The sequence below is a fragment of the Flavobacterium foetidum genome, assembly GCF_004634245.1.
Lineage (GTDB): Bacteria > Bacteroidota > Bacteroidia > Flavobacteriales > Flavobacteriaceae > Flavobacterium > Flavobacterium foetidum.
Genome location: NZ_SJTF01000002.1, coordinates 339,805 through 355,360 on the forward strand (window position 1 = coordinate 339,805; position 15,556 = coordinate 355,360).

The window sequence follows — 15,556 nt, forward strand, 5'->3', positions numbered from 1 at the left end:
GAATCTTAAAAAAAAATGAAAACTATATTAAACAAATTAATCAATCACGAAGTACTTTCTAAAGAAGAGGCAAAAAACGTTTTGATTAATATTTCAAGCGGTCAATACAATCCAAGCCAGATCTCGGCATTTTTGACCGTTTTTATGATGCGAAGCATAACAATCGATGAACTTTCAGGATTTCGTGAAGCTTTATTAGAATTATGCATTCGTGTTGATTTATCAGCATACAACACAATCGATTTATGCGGAACGGGCGGTGACGGCAAAGATACTTTCAATATTTCGACTTTAGCTTCTTTTGTCTCGGCTGGAGCCGGAATAAAAGTGGCAAAACACGGAAACTACGGAGTTTCATCGATTTCTGGATCAAGCAACGTAATGGAAAAAATGGGAATAAAATTCAGTAACGATCCCGATTTCTTAGAAAAATGTATCGATCAGGCCGGAATCTGCGTTTTGCACGCTCCCCTATTTCACCCAGCTATGAAAAATGTCGGACCAATCCGAAAAGAATTGGCGGTAAAAACCTTCTTTAATATGTTGGGACCAATGGTAAATCCGGCGTTTCCACAAAATCAATTGGTTGGAGTTTTCAATCTAGAGTTGGCTAGAATGTACGCATACTTGTATCAAAATACAGATACGAACTTTACCATTCTTCATTCGCTTGACGGATATGACGAAATTTCGTTGACAGGTCCGACAAAAATCATCACCAGCAATATGGAAGGCATGATAAAACCAGAAGATTTTGGCGTACGCCTTTTATCTCAAACCGAAATTGAAGGCGGAAAAACAATTGAAGAATCGGCAGAAATTTTTACGAATATTATTTCAGGAAAAGGAAACGATGCACAGAATAATGTGGTTTGTGCCAATGCAGCAATGGCGATTGCAACGGTTAACAAATGTTCTCCGCAAGAAGGATTTGAATTGGCAAAAGAAAGTTTATTTTCTGGAAAAGGATTAAAAGCTTTACAGAAACTACAAGAATTAAGTAAATAAAAAACAAACACAAATTTCACGAATTAGCACAAATTAATTTGCGTCTTTGTGACTTCGTGGCAAAACAACAACAATGAACATTTTAGATAAAATAATAATCGATAAAAAAAGAGAAGTTGTTCTGAAGAAATCAATTATTCCGGTTTCTCAATTGGAAGCTTCAGTATTTTTTGGAAAACAAACCATTTCTCTTAGTCAGAAATTAAAAGAAAGCAATTCCGGAATTATTGCAGAACACAAACGTCGTTCGCCTTCAAAATCAATCATCAACAATAATTTTACGGTTGAAGAAGTGGTAAAAGGGTATGAAGATGCCGGTGCTTGTGGCATTTCTGTTTTAACCGATGGAAAATATTTCGGCGGGTCTTTAGACGATTTGCTTTTGACCAGAGCTTCAGTAAATATTCCGCTTTTGCGAAAAGAATTTATTGTAGACGAATACCAGATTTTAGAAGCAAAAGCACACGGAGCTGATTTGATTTTGTTAATCGCAGCGGTTTTAACCCGCGATGAAATCAAATCTTTATCAGAATTTGCGAAGAAATTAGGTTTAGAAGTTTTGCTGGAAGTTCACAATCAAGAAGAACTTGAAAAGTCAATTATGCCGACTTTAGACATGATTGGAGTGAATAACAGAAACCTAAAAACGTTTGAAGTAAGCTTAGATTTCAGCAAAGAATTGGCATCGCAGATTCCGAATGATTTTGTAAAAGTTTCCGAGAGCGGTATTTCATCAATCGAAGCCATTCAAGAATTAAAACCTTATGGTTATAAAGGTTTTTTAATTGGAGAAAACTTCATGAAAACCGACAACGCAGGACAAGCCGCAACGGATTTTATTAAACAGCTTTAAATTTAGTTTGCCACGAATTTCACAAATTACGCTAATTCAATTCGTGGAGATTAGTGTAATTCGTGGCAAAAAAATAAAAAAACTTTGTGCCTTTGTGTCTTTGCGGCAAAAAGAAAAAAAACTCAGTGTCTTTAGCGCCTTCGTGGCAAAAAACAAATAAAAAATGAAACTTAAAATATGCGGTATGAAATATCCAGAAAACATCCTCGAAGTAGGCTCGCTCCTGCCCGACTATATGGGATTTATTTTCTGGGAAAAGTCCGCTAGATATTGCAACGGGAATGTTCCCGAATTGATAAAAACAATCAAAAAAACTGGAGTTTTTGTCAATCAAAGTCAGGAAGAAATTCTAGAGAAAGTCGAAAAATACAATTTACAAGCCGTTCAGCTTCATGGAGAAGAATCAGTTGAATTTTGTTCAGAATTAAAAGCAAAACTTCCTAAGAAAATCGAGATTATTAAAGTATTTTCGGCTGATGAAACTTTTGATTTCGAAACAATAAAACCGTTTGAAAATGTCTGTGATTATTTTCTATTTGACACCAAAGGAAAACTGCCAGGCGGCAACGGAACAACTTTTGACTGGAGCATCTTAAAAAAATACAATTCTCAAAAGCCGTTTTTTCTAAGTGGCGGTATCGGGATGAACGAATTAAGAGCCATTGAAGAGATTTCAAAAACCAAACTGCCGATTTATGCGGTCGATGTAAATAGTAAATTTGAAATCGAACCAGGGCTAAAAAATAAAAATCTATTAAGCAATTTTAAACGCAAATTTGAAATTGTAAACATTTAAAATTTATAAAAAAATGAGTTTTAACGTCAATGAAAAAGGATATTACGGAGAATTTGGAGGAGCTTACATTCCTGAAATGTTATATCCAAATGTAGAAGAATTACGCCAGAAATACTTAAGCATAATGGACGAGCCTGATTTTAAAGCAGAGTTTAACCAATTGCTGAAAGATTACGTAGGACGCCCGAGTCCGCTGTATTTTGCAAAACGTTTATCGGAAAAGTACAATACCAAAGTTTACCTAAAAAGAGAAGATCTAAATCACACCGGAGCCCACAAAGTAAACAATACTATTGGACAAATTTTACTAGCAAAACGTTTAGGCAAAAAAAGAATTATTGCCGAAACTGGCGCTGGGCAACATGGCGTGGCAACCGCAACAGTTTGTGCGCTTATGGGAATTGAATGTATTGTCTACATGGGCGAAATCGACATTGCGCGTCAGGCACCAAACGTGGCACGTATGAAAATGCTAGGTGCAGAAGTTCGTCCGGCACTTTCGGGTTCAAGAACTTTAAAAGATGCCACAAACGAAGCAATCCGCGATTGGATCAACAATCCTGTTGATACCCATTATATCATTGGATCGGCAATTGGGCCTCATCCTTATCCGGATATGGTAACCCGTTTTCAGAGTATTATTTCCGAAGAAATCAAATGGCAGTTAAAAGAAAAAGAGGGTCGTGAAAATCCTGATTATGTGGTAGCATGTATCGGCGGAGGAAGTAACGCCGCAGGAACGTATTACCACTTTCTGCACGAACCAGAAGTTGGCATCATTGCTGTTGAGGCTGCTGGGAAAGGTGTTGACAGCGGGCATAGCGCTGCCACCAGCAAATTAGGAAAAGTTGGTGTTATACACGGTTGCAAAACGCTTTTAATGCAAACTACAGACGGACAAATTACAGAACCTTATTCTATTTCGGCAGGATTAGACTATCCTGGAGTTGGGCCTTTGCACGCACATTTGGCGCAATCAGGAAGAGGAGAATTTTTCTCTGTTACCGACGATGATGCGATGAACGCAGGGCTTCAATTGACCAAATTGGAAGGAATTATTCCGGCTATCGAGAGTGCGCATGCCTTTGCTGTTTTAGATCAAAAGAAATTCAAACCAACCGACGTTGTCGTAATCAGCCTTTCTGGTCGTGGAGATAAAGATTTAGATAATTATATAGAATATTTTAAATTGTAATAAAAGTTATACTTTTGAATAACACTCAAAATAGGTATCAAACCACAACAATTAAAGAGAAAAATAAGTAATTATGGAAAAGTTATTCTCATACGGAACTTTACGATCAAAAGAAATTCAAATGCGTCTTTTTAATAAAATACTAACTGGCACTGCAGATCAGCTGTTAGGATATAAGTTAAAAAGCCTCAAAATAGAGGAAGAATTTGGAATGGCTGATTATGTAGTTGCAGTAGCAAGCGAAAATCCTACCGATGTTATACATGGTGTTGTTTTCAATATTACGACTGCAGATTTTGCTAAAGTAGATTTATTTGAATCAAATGCTTACAGAAGAGTCCAGGTAACTTTACAGTCTGGAGCGACGGCTTGGGTTTATATCGAAAATTAATGTATAGAAAATGATTTTAGCTGCAGCACAAACAAAACCAAAACGCGGAGATATATCTGCTAATTTATTGAATCATTATCATCTTATTGAATTGGCGGCTCAAAACGACGTAAATTTGATTGTCTTTCCAGAATTGTCGATTACTGGCTATGAAAGAGAACATGCAGAAGCTTTAGTTTTTACAGAAGATGATTATAGAATCGATCATTTAAAAGAATTAGCCGTTAGAAATAATATCGTAATTGTTGTTGGAGCTCCAGTCGTTATCGATTCGAAAATGTATATTGGCGAATTTATTATTGCTCCGGATGATTCGGTATCAATCTACACAAAACAATTTCTACATGAAGGTGAAGACGAATTCTTTCAATCCTCCTTTGATTATGACCCGATGATTACTATAGAAGATCAAAATATCTCTTTTGCTATTTGTGCTGATATTTATCATTCTGAACATCCTGAAAAAGCAAGCAACAGAGATACAGATATTTATATAGCCAGTATTTTCTTCTCGCCGAACGGAATTCCGAGCGCTTATAAAAATCTGCAAAATTATGCCGAAAAACACAAAATCAATGTTTTGATGTCGAATTTCAGCGGAGAATCTTGGGGATCGCCATCAGCAGGACAAAGTGCTTTTTGGAACAACAAAGGAGAATTAATTGGCCAGATGAATGATTCAGACTCTGGATTATTATTGGTTGAAAAAGTAAATGATACTTGGACAACAAAAGTTATTATCGCTTAGCATAAATCCTGCAAGTTTTACAAAACCTTGTAGGTATAAATCACTTAAAAAACATAAAAATACCTACAAGGTTTTGAAAACCTTGCAGGGGAAAAATATACTAAAAATGAACAGAATAACTCAAAAATTAGGAGAAGATAAAAAGATACTTTCGATTTATTTCTCTGCCGGATATCCTAATCTAAATGATACGGTACAGATTATTCAGGATTTAGAAAAAAACGGGGTCGACTTAATCGAAATCGGGCTTCCTTTCAGCGATCCTTTGGCAGACGGACCTACAATTCAGGCGAGTTCGACTCAGGCGCTACATAACGGAATGACCACTCAAATTCTTTTTGATCAGCTGCAGAACATCCGCGAAAGCGTGAAAATTCCGTTGATTATCATGGGATATTTTAATCCGATGTTACAATATGGTGTTGAGGCTTTTTGTAAAAAATGCGCCGAAATCGGAATTGACGGTTTAATTATTCCGGATCTTCCTGTTGATGTTTACGCAGACGAATACAAATCGATTTTCGAAAAATACGGTTTAATAAACGTGTTTTTGATTACGCCACAGACCTCTGATGAACGTATTCGTTTTATCGACAGCGTTTCGAACGGATTTATCTATATGGTAAGTTCTGCAAGCGTTACGGGTTCTCAAAGTGGTTTTGGAGACGTTCAGGAAAATTACTTTGAAAGAATTGCAAAATTAAACTTGAAAAACCCTCAAATCGTTGGTTTCGGAATTTCGAACAAAGAGACCTTTAATCAAGCTACAAAATATGCGAAAGGAGCGATTATCGGAAGCGCTTTTATTAAACATTTAAGCGAAAGCGGAAGTAGGAAGATTGAAGAGTTTGTTGGAGGGATTCGATAAGACATTGTTATACGAATATTCAAGCGGCATTAAATTTAAAATGTCGCTTGAATATTTAAAATTTATAAGTCTACCAAAAGAACTTTAACAATAGAAGAAATATAGACCTAAAACATTTTGTCTGATTTTGTATCTTTAAAAAAATTAAACATCATGGATTTAGAAACTCGCAAAATATCGTTTATCCAAGAATTCTTAAGACTTCAAAGTGAGGAAATAGTTATCCGTCTTGAAAATCTTCTTCATACACAAAAAGTTGAATTGCTAGCTCGAGAAATGAAATCAATGAGTATAGAGCAATTTAATAAAGAGATTGACCAATCGCTCGATGATGCAAAAAATGGCAGAATAATTTCTGCAAAAGATCTCAAATCAAAAATTCAAAAATGGGATTAACTGTATATTGGACACAGTTAGCACAAGATAAACTCGATGACATATTTAAATATTACAAATTTAAGCTGGAATCGGAATTGCTCAAAAATTAGTCAATGGAATAATTGATACTTCCCTTTCTCTAGAAACTAATACCTATGCTGGGCAAAAAGAAAATCTTTTATCTAATAGGGAAGAAGATTTTAGATATTTAGTTTTTAAAAATTACAAAATTATCTATTGGATAGATGAAGACAGGCGTATTGTCTTTATTGCCAACATTTTCGATACCAGACAAAACCCTGCAAAACTTAGGCTTGGGAAATAAATCTAGCTCAATTTCACTTCCTTAAATTCTATATCAAGTTAGCATATTTCAACTACAGCGTTTTATGTTAATATTATGTTAAAACAAAATTAAACAAGCGTTTAAATTAAACAAGTGTTTAATTTTGCATTCGATTAGAAACACTATCATGTCAAACATCGAATTAAACGACAAAAAAATTCAGATTCTTACAGTTGCAGAACGGCTGTTTTCTGAAAAAGGATTTGAGGGAACTTCTATACGGGACATCTCCAAAGAGGCCAAAATAAATATTGCGATGGTTTCGTATTATTTTGGTTCGAAAGATAATCTACTCGAATCTTTAATCATCTACAAAACTTCTGATTTAAGATTAAAACTTGAAAATCTGCTTCAGGAAGATTTGGAACCGATTGAAAAAGTCAACAAACTGATTGAAATCTACATCAACAGAATCAGCTGCAACAAAGGGATTTTCAGGGTTTTGCATTTTGAAATCAACTCCAAAAAGAAAGAGAAAAGCATGGCCGCTTTTACAGAACTTAAAAAAGGAAACTTAAAATCTGTAGAAAGCATCATTGCACAAGGACAGTCTAAAGGCGTTTTCAGAAAAGATGTCATTATTCCGCTCATTACTCCCACTATCATCGGAACGTTTTTTCATTTCCATATGAATAAATCTTTCTTTGTCGAATTACTGAATTTACATACAGAAGAACTGTACAACAATTACATCAAAACCAGTCTCACAAAGCACATTCAACAAACTATAAAAGCGCTACTTGTTTATGAAAATTAGTCAATTAATGCTCTTTGGAGTTTTCTTTATCGGAATATCTTCAATAGAAGCACAAGAGAAAACAAGTTTAACTTTAGATGAAGCCGTAAAAATGGCTTGGGAAAAGAGCAATGAAGTTGCGCTTGCCAATACTAAGGTAAACTCAAAAAAATACGAACTGCAGTCGGTTAAAAATAACCAATATCCTGATTTAAAAATTTCGGGCCAATACCAGCGATTAACAAAAGCTTCTATTGACCTGCACAACGGAGATCAGGCGAGTTCTTCCGAACCGATGCCTTCTCCGGATCAAGCGATGCTGGGAATGGCAAATCTTAGTCTGCCAATCTTCTCCGGATTTAAAATCCAAAACAGCATCAATGCCTATGATAATTTGTACGAAGCAGAAACGGCAAATGCAGCCAAAACAAAAGAAGATGTTGCTCTTAGAGTAATCACGTATTATACTGCATTGTACAAGGCTCAAAAGACATTAGATCTTTTAAACGAAAACCAGAAGCAAGCTAAACAACGTGTTACCGATTTTACGGAATTAGAGAAAAACGGAATTATTCCGAGAAATGATTTATTGAAAGCACAGTTACTGGTTTCGAAAACGCAATTATCTATCGATGAAGCTAATAATAATATCAATAACATCAATTTTTATCTGACAACATTGCTTAAATTAGAGCCGTCTGTTAAACTAGAAGTTAATGAAGCAGATTTCTTTAATTTGAAAACAAGCAATGCCCCTACATCTGATGCTTTGGCACTTGAAAACAGAAAAGATTTAGAAGCGCTTCGTTTTCAGTCAAAAGCCAGCGAAGCAAATATCAAAATTGCGAGAGCAGGATATTATCCGTCGCTTGCTTTATTGGGAGGCTACACCGCTTTGGATTTGAAAGATTTTATTACAGTTAAATATGCAATGAATTTTGGAGTTGGTTTATCTTATGATTTATCTGGAATCTTAAAAAACAATGCACATGTAAAAGAAGCTGAAAGCAAAGCTCTTGAAGTAAAAAATTCAGAAGCTATTTTGACAGACCGTATTAAAGTTGAAGTTCAAAAATCTATCGAAGACTATGACTTAGCAATCAATCAAAGTGTCGTTTACGATGAAGCACTTCAGCAGGCAGCAGAAAATTACAGATTGGTAAAAGACAAATTCGACAACGGTTTATCTGACACCAATGATTTGGTTGAAGCAGATGTTGAGCATTTGAGTGCAAAAATCAACACGGCATTATCAAAAGCAACCATCATTCAAAAATATTACGAATTACTTTCAGTATCAGGACAATTATCACAATCATTCAATCTTTCAAAAATATAATCTATAGCTCTCATGGAAAAGAAAAAAACAAATAAAAAATTCATTATCATACTAACCGTTATGGTTTTAGTGGGCGGAACTTACGGAATCTCAAAATACATGCACTCATTGGCTCATGAAGAAACAGATGACGCGCAGATTGAGAAAAAAATGAATCCGATTATACCAAGAGTTTCAGGATACATCAGCAAAGTTTATGTGAAAGATAATGATTATGTAAAGAAAGGTGATACACTCTTTACAATTGATAAAAGAGATTATCAGTTGAAGATTGATGAGGCAAATGCCGCACTTTTGGGAGCTGAAGGACAATATGAAGCTGCAAAAGCAGACATTGGAAGTGCGAACGCAAGTATTTCGGTTTCAGACGCTCAAATGAGATCTGCTACAGGTTCTATCGAAAGCGCAAAAATTAGATTGAGACAGCTTACCAACGATTTCAACCGTTACAATAACTTATATAAAACGCATACTATTACCAAACAGCAATTTGAGCAGGCTCAAGCTGCAAAAGACGAAGCCGAAAACCAAGTTCGTGTATTAGAACAACAGCAAAGAGCAAGTTCTTACCAAAAATCGGTTATTCAGTCAAAATCAAAAGTATCTGACAAACAGACAGAAGTGGCTGCTGCAAACATCAAAAAAGCACAAACAATGCTTGATGTTGCCAAATTAAATCTTTCGTATACAGTTGTAACTGCCGCAATTGATGGTCAGGTCTCTAAAGTTGATATACAGCCAGGACAATTGGTACAGCCAGGACAGTCTTTGTTTTATATCATCAACAATAATGAAGCTTGGGTTGTGGCCAACTTTAAAGAAACACAATTAAACAAAATGGTAATCGGCCAAAAAGTGAGCTTAAAGGTAGATGCGTATCCAAACTACGAATTTAAAGGAACGCTGACTTCTTTTTCGCCTGCAACCGGATCACGTTTTTCTTTATTGCCTCCTGACAATGCAACAGGAAACTTCGTAAAAACAATTCAAAGATTACCAGTAAAAATCAGTCTAGATGAAACAAACGATCCTGAAAAAGTAAAACTTTTAAGACCAGGGATGAATGTTGATGTAGACGTACACTTGAAATAAGATTAAATGGCAACAGCAGTACAATCAGAAGATGATTTAGTAGAATACGGCTTCAGACGTGTTGTCATTACAATCACAGCAGTGCTTTGTGCACTGCTTGAAATTGTAGATACCACGATTGTAAACGTAGCGCTGACACATATGCGAGGGAGCCTTGGTGCTACCCTTACCGATGTGGCGTGGGTAATTACGGCATACGCAATCGCGAATGTTATCGTAATCCCAATGACGAGCTGGCTCTCGCAGCAATTTGGACGACGTAATTACTTTGTAGCTTCTATTATAATTTTTACGGTCTGTTCTTTTTTATGCGGTAATGCCACAAATATATGGGAACTCGTAGCTTTTAGGTTTGTTCAAGGAATGGGCGGCGGTGCTCTCTTAGTAACTGCACAGACGATTATTACAGAAAGTTATCCTGTAGCCAAACGTGGTATGGCGCAAGCTATTTACGGAATGGGTGTAATCGTGGGACCAACTTTAGGACCGCCTTTGGGAGGATATCTAGTAGATACTTACTCTTGGCCTTATATATTTTACATTAATATTCCGCTGGGTATTATTGCTACAATTCTGGCAATAAGCTTTGTGAGAAGTCCGAAATACGGAGAAAAACTAAAAGCAAATCAAGTAGACTGGTGGGGAATTATTCTACTGATGGCGTTTATTGGATCGCTTCAATTCGTTTTAGAACACGGACAGCAGGATGATTGGTTTAATGATTCGACTATCATCGTTTTAAGCGTTGTTTCAGTTCTTGGATTATTATTGTTTATCTGGCGAGAACTAACTTACAAATATCCGATTGTAAATTTAAGTGTTTTAAAAGACGGAAACTTAAGAATCGGAACGGTAATGTGTTTTATTCTTGGTTTTGGCCTCTACGGATCAACATTGATCATTCCGATTTACACGCAATCCATTTTAGGATGGACCGCCATGGATGCAGGTTTATTGCTAATTCCGGGATCTATTACCACTGCCATAATGATGCCGTTTGTAGGAAGCATGATTCAGAAAGGGGTACCGCAGGGCTATATGGTCGGAGTGGGATTTTTGATATTCTTTTTCTTCACCTTGCTCATGCACAACAGGATGACTCCTGATACAGGTGCAGAACATTTATTCTGGCCGTTGATTTTGAGAGGAATTGGTTTAGGATTGCTTTTCGTTCCGATTACCACTCTTTCTCTTTCCACATTAAAAGGAAAACAAATTGGTGAAGGAGCTGCTTTTACAGGAATGATGCGTCAATTAGGAGGTTCATTCGGTATCGCAATCATTACCACTTATATCACAAGATTAAGCCAAGAGCATAGAGTTAATTTGTTACGATATTTAGATCCTGCAAAATTTGAAGTGCAACAAAAAATTGCTGGCATGCAGCAAGCCTTCATGGCAAAAGGATTCAGTGCAGACGTAGCGCTTAAAAAAGCGCATCAAGCAATAGATTATTCAATTTTAAAACAGAGTACCGTTCTCTCTTACATGGATATTTTCATGTATTTAGGAATTATGTTTTTATGCTGTATTCCAATCATCCTTTTCATCAAAAAAGGAAAGAATAAGGTTAATCCCGCAGATGCGATGCATTAATATTTAATAATTATTTATAATACGAAAAACGCCGAGTTATTCCTGAACTCGGCGTTTTTATTTTTTGTTTCAAGTTTCAGGTTTCAAGTTTCAAGTTTCAGGTTTCAAGTTTCAGGTTTCAAGTTAAAAACCTTAGAACCTTAGTAGCTCAGCACCTTAGAAACTCAAAAAAACTATCTCGTAAAAACCAAATTATTTCCTTTTGAAAGATTTGCATCAAACTGATACCCTTCATAATTAAATCCTTTCAAATCATCAATGGTTTCTGCATTGGTGTCGATAATATAACGCACCATCATTCCTCTCGCCTTTTTGGCAAAGAAACTGATCATCTTTAGCTTTCCGTCTTTATAATCTTTAAAATCGGGAGTAATTACAGGCACTTTCAAAGCTTTTACATCGACAGCCGAAAAATATTCATTACTAGCTAAATTCACGAATAATTCATCTTTTTTTAATTCTTTATTTAAAGCTTTAGTCACAACAGGTTTCCAGAATTCGTGAAGGTTTTTAGATTCACCTACAGGCATTTTTGTTCCCATTTCCAAACGATAGGCCTGCATTAAATCAAGCGGTTTCAGAAGTCCGTAAAGTCCAGATAAAATTCTTAACTTATCCTGAAGAACATCCAATTTTTCTAACGGAATTGTATAAGCATCCAAACCTGTATAAACATCTCCATCAAAAGTATAGACAGCCGGACGCGCATTTTCTGGGGTAAATGGTGTTTTCCATTCCTGATTGCGTTTCCAGTTTAAATCGGCTAGCTTGTCTGAAATTGACATTAGCTCTGATAATTCGGCTGGCTTTTTTGTTTTGACTACTTTATGAACCACTCTGGCTTCTTTTAAGAACGATGGTTCGGTATATTGAGATGTTGGTAATTCTTTTTCGAAATTCAGTGATTTCGCAGGAGATATAACAATTTTCATGTGTGCTTTTTTCTATGTTTCAAAAATACAAATTGCATTTCTAAAAATTGATTATCGTTATTGATTTGTTTTATTGTGGTATTGTTTTTTTGCCACGAATTACACTAATTTTTTTTAATCCTGTCATTTGTGGCTAGAAAAAATAAATTCGTGGAACTTCGTGCAATTCGTGGCAACCATTCCCATTTTGATAAAATTCTACACGACAAAATGTGAAATTGTTCAAAAAAGTGAGCTCTAGATTATAATAGGCATTTTCTATGTTGTAAATTTGCATGCATTTAATTTCTACTAAAATCTTAAATGCATTTTACTCAAAAATTAGTGAATTCGTGGCGATACAAACAAACTATAAAACTGCTTTACAAAACAAAATCTTCGATATTATCTCGAAAGCTTCTCAAGAATTAAAAGTTGATTCCTATGTCATAGGCGGATTTGTTCGTGATTTGCTTCTAAACCGAGGTTCTAAAAAAGACATTGATGTAGTGGCCGTCGGGAGCGGCATCGAGTTGGCTCTTAAAGTTTCAGATCTGCTTCCTAATAAACCAAAGGTTCAGGTTTTTAAAACTTACGGAACTGCAATGTTGCGTTTTGAAGATACAGACATCGAATTTGTTGGTGCTCGAAAAGAATCTTATAACCGTGACAGCCGAAATCCGATAGTTGAAAACGGAACCCTTCAGGATGATCAGAATCGTCGTGATTTTACAATCAATGCATTAGCTTTATCATTAAACTCAACTAATTTCGGAAATCTTTTAGATCCTTTTGACGGATTAACCGATTTAGAAAATAAAACAATCAAAACGCCATTGGATCCGGATATTACCTATTCTGATGATCCTTTGCGGATGTTACGTGCGATTCGTTTTGCTACACAGCTGCATTTCGAAATTGAAGAAAATTCATTAAATGCCATCACAAAAAACGCAGAACGTATAAAGATTATTTCTGGTGAAAGAATCGTTGATGAACTGAATAAAATTCTTCTGACGGATAAGCCTTCGACAGGATTTTTACTTTTATACAAAACCGGACTTCTTGACATTATTTTACCTGAGTTAACAGCTCTGAATCAAGTAGAAGAAATTGAAGGACATACGCATAAAAACAACTTTTATCATACACTAGAAGTTGTCGACAACATCTGCCCGAATACAGACGATGTCTGGCTTCGTTGGTCTGCATTATTGCACGATATCGGGAAAGCCCCAACCAAACGTTTCAATAAAAAACAAGGATGGACTTTTCACGGGCATGAATTTTTGGGCGGAAAAATGACAAAGAAAATCTTCGAGCGTCTGCATATGCCGTTGAATCATAAAATGAAATTCGTTCAGAAAATGGTCATCATGAGTTCGCGTCCGATTGTTTTGGCGCAGGATATTGTAACCGACAGCGCAGTTCGCCGTTTGGTTTTTGATGCTGGCGAAGATGTAGAAAACTTGATGACTTTGTGCGAAGCGGATATCACAACCAAAAACCCGTCAAAATTCAAGAAATATCATAAGAATTTTGAAGTTGTCCGTAAGAAAATTGTAGAAGTAGAAGAACGCGATCATGTCCGTAATTTCCAGCCGCCAATTACTGGTGAAGAAATTATGGAAATGTTTGATTTGAAACCTTCACGAGAAATTGGGGTTTTGAAAGAAGCGGTTAAAGAAGCCATTTTAGAAGGTGTTATTCCAAATGAATATCAGGCCGCTTATGATTTTGTGATTAAAAGAGCTGAGAAATTGAATCTAACGCTTAAAAAATAATGGACATTGTAGGAGCTTTTTTCTTATTACTTTTTGCATTGATTTTTACAGTATCAAATATTCTTTTTATAAAAAGTTTAAAGAAAAACGAAATTACATACTTCAAATATAAATTAATATTTTTCATAATGTGTTTGGTTTCTTTCTTCACAACTGTTCTTATTTATTATTTATTTAATAAATATATTTTATCTGGCTTACTAAAAATACAAATGATTGACAGCACCTATGAAGCCAGATTTACTGCAGTTTCATCGATTGGCATTTTAAATATTATAGGAAACTTTTTAATACTAAAATTTTATTTAAAAAAGATTTATTTAAAAGAAAAAAACATAAAAACAAAAGAAATAGAATTAATCGGAAAAGAATGAAAAAAGAGAATAAATCAGTAATCATTTGGTTACTATCGGGTTGTGTTTTATTATTTTTAATGGTTGTTGTGGGCGGTATCACACGTCTAACCAATTCAGGTTTATCGATGACCGACTGGCATTTGGTAACCGACACATTTCCGCCAATGACAGAAGCCAAATGGCAGGCCGCTTTTGATGAATATAAAAAGTTTCCTGAATATCAAAAGATCAATATTCACAACGATTTTCAATTAGCAGATTACAAATTTATTTATTTCTGGGAATGGTTTCACCGTTTCATCGGGCGTATTATTGGTTTGGTTTTCTTTGTTCCTTTTGTTTACTTCTTAGCCAAAAAGAGATTAGATACTCCAACAATCAAAAAATGCATCGTGCTTTTGGCAATGGGAGGTTTCCAAGGATTTTTGGGATGGTTTATGGTCCGCAGCGGTTTAATCGATAACCCAGATGTGAGTCACTTTAGACTTTCATTACACTTAACTTTTGCTTTTATCACTTTTGCCTATACGCTTTGGGTTGCACTAGATTTGATTTATCCTGAAAGAAACATCAACAAGATTTTGCCACTTAGAAATATTGCGCGTTATGCTTTAGTTGCTTTATTAATCCAAATTATTTATGGTGGATTTGTAGCAGGATTAAACGCAGGATTAATTCACAATCATTGGCCTTTAATGAGCGATGGTGAGTTTATTCACGAATCGGTTTTTATTGAACAATCTTCTTTGATTAAAAATTTAATAGAAGGAAAAAGCGGAGTTCAGTTTGTACACAGAACGTTTGCTTATGCGGTTGTTGCCGTTATTCTTTTCCTTTTCTTCAAAAGCAAAAAATATTCGCTCACGACAACGCAGGCTAACGGAATCAATATTTTAGTTGTTTTTGTTTTTATTCAATTCCTTCTTGGCGTTTTTACTTTGCTGTATAGCGTGCCTTTGGCATTGGGATTAATTCACCAGATTATGGCGTTTTTCCTTTTGAGCGCGATGACATTTACATTGCATCGTTTGAGCAAATAACATTTCTAAATCATAAAAAAGGGCTGAAAAATTTCAGCTCTTTTTTTTAGGTAATATTTTCTTGAAAATATCCGCCGAGCCTATGGCTCTCTAAATTCGGGACGTCTATTTGTGACCGG

17 protein-coding genes are annotated in these 15,556 nt (G+C 35.5%); 16 read left to right on the forward strand and 1 reads right to left on the reverse strand.

The window, feature by feature from the left end; genetic code table 11:
* The first annotated feature begins 15 nt into the window (after positions 1-15).
* The 13 genes from trpD to E0W73_RS03865 all read left to right on the forward strand — a co-directional run bounded on the left by trpD (position 16) and on the right by E0W73_RS03865 (position 11,346).
* Positions 16-1,008, forward strand: a complete 993-nt coding sequence (trpD, locus tag E0W73_RS03805) for an anthranilate phosphoribosyltransferase (protein ID WP_135220769.1) — start codon at positions 16-18, stop codon at positions 1,006-1,008.
* Between the two features lie 73 nt (positions 1,009-1,081).
* On the forward strand, positions 1,082-1,861 hold the full coding sequence (gene trpC / locus E0W73_RS03810; RefSeq protein ID WP_135220770.1) for an indole-3-glycerol phosphate synthase TrpC: 780 nt from the start codon (positions 1,082-1,084) through the stop codon (positions 1,859-1,861).
* Between the two features lie 163 nt (positions 1,862-2,024).
* Positions 2,025-2,657 carry a phosphoribosylanthranilate isomerase gene (locus tag E0W73_RS03815; RefSeq protein ID WP_135220771.1) on the forward strand — a complete coding sequence of 211 codons (633 nt, stop codon included), beginning with the start codon at positions 2,025-2,027 and terminating at the stop codon, positions 2,655-2,657.
* A gap of 13 nt (positions 2,658-2,670) precedes the next feature.
* Positions 2,671-3,852, forward strand: coding sequence for a tryptophan synthase subunit beta (gene trpB, locus E0W73_RS03820; RefSeq protein ID WP_135220772.1), 1,182 nt, complete (start codon positions 2,671-2,673; stop codon positions 3,850-3,852).
* A 73-nt stretch (positions 3,853-3,925) separates the two neighbouring features.
* Positions 3,926-4,243, forward strand: coding sequence for a gamma-glutamylcyclotransferase family protein (locus E0W73_RS03825; protein ID WP_135220773.1), 318 nt, complete (start codon positions 3,926-3,928; stop codon positions 4,241-4,243).
* A 10-nt stretch (positions 4,244-4,253) separates the two neighbouring features.
* Positions 4,254-4,991 carry a carbon-nitrogen hydrolase family protein gene (locus tag E0W73_RS03830; RefSeq protein ID WP_135220774.1) on the forward strand — a complete coding sequence of 246 codons (738 nt, stop codon included), beginning with the start codon at positions 4,254-4,256 and terminating at the stop codon, positions 4,989-4,991.
* 106 nt (positions 4,992-5,097) lie between these two features.
* The gene (trpA, locus tag E0W73_RS03835) at positions 5,098-5,859 is read left to right on the forward strand and encodes a tryptophan synthase subunit alpha (protein ID WP_135220775.1); all 762 of its coding nucleotides are present in this window, start codon (positions 5,098-5,100) and stop codon (positions 5,857-5,859) included.
* Positions 5,860-6,012: 153 nt separating this feature from the next.
* Complete coding sequence (locus E0W73_RS03840; protein ID WP_135220776.1) at positions 6,013-6,255, forward strand: hypothetical protein; 243 nt, start codon at positions 6,013-6,015, stop codon at positions 6,253-6,255.
* A gap of 103 nt (positions 6,256-6,358) precedes the next feature.
* On the forward strand, positions 6,359-6,562 hold the full coding sequence (locus tag E0W73_RS21720) for a type II toxin-antitoxin system RelE/ParE family toxin (protein ID WP_394345984.1): 204 nt from the start codon (positions 6,359-6,361) through the stop codon (positions 6,560-6,562).
* A 148-nt stretch (positions 6,563-6,710) separates the two neighbouring features.
* Positions 6,711-7,340, forward strand: coding sequence for a TetR/AcrR family transcriptional regulator (locus E0W73_RS03850; protein WP_135220777.1), 630 nt, complete (start codon positions 6,711-6,713; stop codon positions 7,338-7,340).
* Entirely contained in the window at positions 7,330-8,658 is a 1,329-nt protein-coding gene (locus tag E0W73_RS03855) for a TolC family protein (protein WP_135220778.1), read from the forward strand. The genes E0W73_RS03850 and E0W73_RS03855 overlap by 11 nt, the downstream gene beginning before the upstream one ends.
* A 12-nt stretch (positions 8,659-8,670) precedes the next feature.
* Entirely contained in the window at positions 8,671-9,750 is a 1,080-nt protein-coding gene (locus tag E0W73_RS03860) for an HlyD family secretion protein (protein ID WP_135220779.1), read from the forward strand.
* Between the two features lie 6 nt (positions 9,751-9,756).
* Positions 9,757-11,346: a DHA2 family efflux MFS transporter permease subunit gene (locus E0W73_RS03865; RefSeq protein ID WP_135220780.1), complete on the forward strand. Its 1,590-nt coding sequence runs from the start codon at positions 9,757-9,759 to the stop codon at positions 11,344-11,346.
* Between the two features lie 173 nt (positions 11,347-11,519).
* Here the strand turns inward: E0W73_RS03865 and yaaA are convergent, their stop codons facing one another.
* Positions 11,520-12,278 carry a peroxide stress protein YaaA gene (yaaA, locus tag E0W73_RS03870; protein WP_135220781.1) on the reverse strand — a complete coding sequence of 253 codons (759 nt, stop codon included), beginning with the start codon at positions 12,276-12,278 and terminating at the stop codon, positions 11,520-11,522.
* A gap of 275 nt (positions 12,279-12,553) precedes the next feature.
* Here yaaA and E0W73_RS03875 point away from each other — a divergent pair, with 275 nt between their 5' ends.
* The 3 genes from E0W73_RS03875 to E0W73_RS03885 are packed head-to-tail and all read left to right on the forward strand — an operon-like array spanning position 12,554 to position 15,437.
* Positions 12,554-14,041 carry a CCA tRNA nucleotidyltransferase gene (locus tag E0W73_RS03875; protein ID WP_244248429.1) on the forward strand — a complete coding sequence of 496 codons (1,488 nt, stop codon included), beginning with the start codon at positions 12,554-12,556 and terminating at the stop codon, positions 14,039-14,041.
* Positions 14,041-14,415, forward strand: a complete 375-nt coding sequence (locus E0W73_RS03880; RefSeq protein ID WP_135220782.1) for a hypothetical protein — start codon at positions 14,041-14,043, stop codon at positions 14,413-14,415. The genes E0W73_RS03875 and E0W73_RS03880 overlap by 1 nt, the downstream gene beginning before the upstream one ends.
* Positions 14,412-15,437, forward strand: a complete 1,026-nt coding sequence (locus tag E0W73_RS03885) for a COX15/CtaA family protein (RefSeq protein WP_135220783.1) — start codon at positions 14,412-14,414, stop codon at positions 15,435-15,437. Before E0W73_RS03880 ends, E0W73_RS03885 begins: the two co-directional genes overlap by 4 nt.
* Positions 15,438-15,556 lie beyond the last annotated feature (119 nt).

What these genes read in the sequence shown, in the direction of transcription:
- trpD (WP_135220769.1), top strand. Translation starts at nt 16, where the DNA reads ATGAAAACTATATTAAACAAATTAATCAATCACGAAGTACTTTCTAAA.
- trpC (WP_135220770.1), top strand. Translation starts at nt 1,082, where the DNA reads ATGAACATTTTAGATAAAATAATAATCGATAAAAAAAGAGAAGTTGTT.
- E0W73_RS03815 (WP_135220771.1), top strand. Translation starts at nt 2,025, where the DNA reads ATGAAACTTAAAATATGCGGTATGAAATATCCAGAAAACATCCTCGAA.
- trpB (WP_135220772.1), top strand. Translation starts at nt 2,671, where the DNA reads ATGAGTTTTAACGTCAATGAAAAAGGATATTACGGAGAATTTGGAGGA.
- E0W73_RS03825 (WP_135220773.1), top strand. Translation starts at nt 3,926, where the DNA reads ATGGAAAAGTTATTCTCATACGGAACTTTACGATCAAAAGAAATTCAA.
- E0W73_RS03830 (WP_135220774.1), top strand. Translation starts at nt 4,254, where the DNA reads ATGATTTTAGCTGCAGCACAAACAAAACCAAAACGCGGAGATATATCT.
- trpA (WP_135220775.1), top strand. Translation starts at nt 5,098, where the DNA reads ATGAACAGAATAACTCAAAAATTAGGAGAAGATAAAAAGATACTTTCG.
- E0W73_RS03840 (WP_135220776.1), top strand. Translation starts at nt 6,013, where the DNA reads ATGGATTTAGAAACTCGCAAAATATCGTTTATCCAAGAATTCTTAAGA.
- E0W73_RS03850 (WP_135220777.1), top strand. Translation starts at nt 6,711, where the DNA reads ATGTCAAACATCGAATTAAACGACAAAAAAATTCAGATTCTTACAGTT.
- E0W73_RS03855 (WP_135220778.1), top strand. Translation starts at nt 7,330, where the DNA reads ATGAAAATTAGTCAATTAATGCTCTTTGGAGTTTTCTTTATCGGAATA.
- E0W73_RS03860 (WP_135220779.1), top strand. Translation starts at nt 8,671, where the DNA reads ATGGAAAAGAAAAAAACAAATAAAAAATTCATTATCATACTAACCGTT.
- E0W73_RS03865 (WP_135220780.1), top strand. Translation starts at nt 9,757, where the DNA reads ATGGCAACAGCAGTACAATCAGAAGATGATTTAGTAGAATACGGCTTC.
- yaaA (WP_135220781.1), bottom strand. Translation starts at nt 12,278, where the DNA reads ATGAAAATTGTTATATCTCCTGCGAAATCACTGAATTTCGAAAAAGAA.
- E0W73_RS03875 (WP_244248429.1), top strand. Translation starts at nt 12,554, where the DNA reads ATGCATTTAATTTCTACTAAAATCTTAAATGCATTTTACTCAAAAATT.
- E0W73_RS03880 (WP_135220782.1), top strand. Translation starts at nt 14,041, where the DNA reads ATGGACATTGTAGGAGCTTTTTTCTTATTACTTTTTGCATTGATTTTT.
- E0W73_RS03885 (WP_135220783.1), top strand. Translation starts at nt 14,412, where the DNA reads ATGAAAAAAGAGAATAAATCAGTAATCATTTGGTTACTATCGGGTTGT.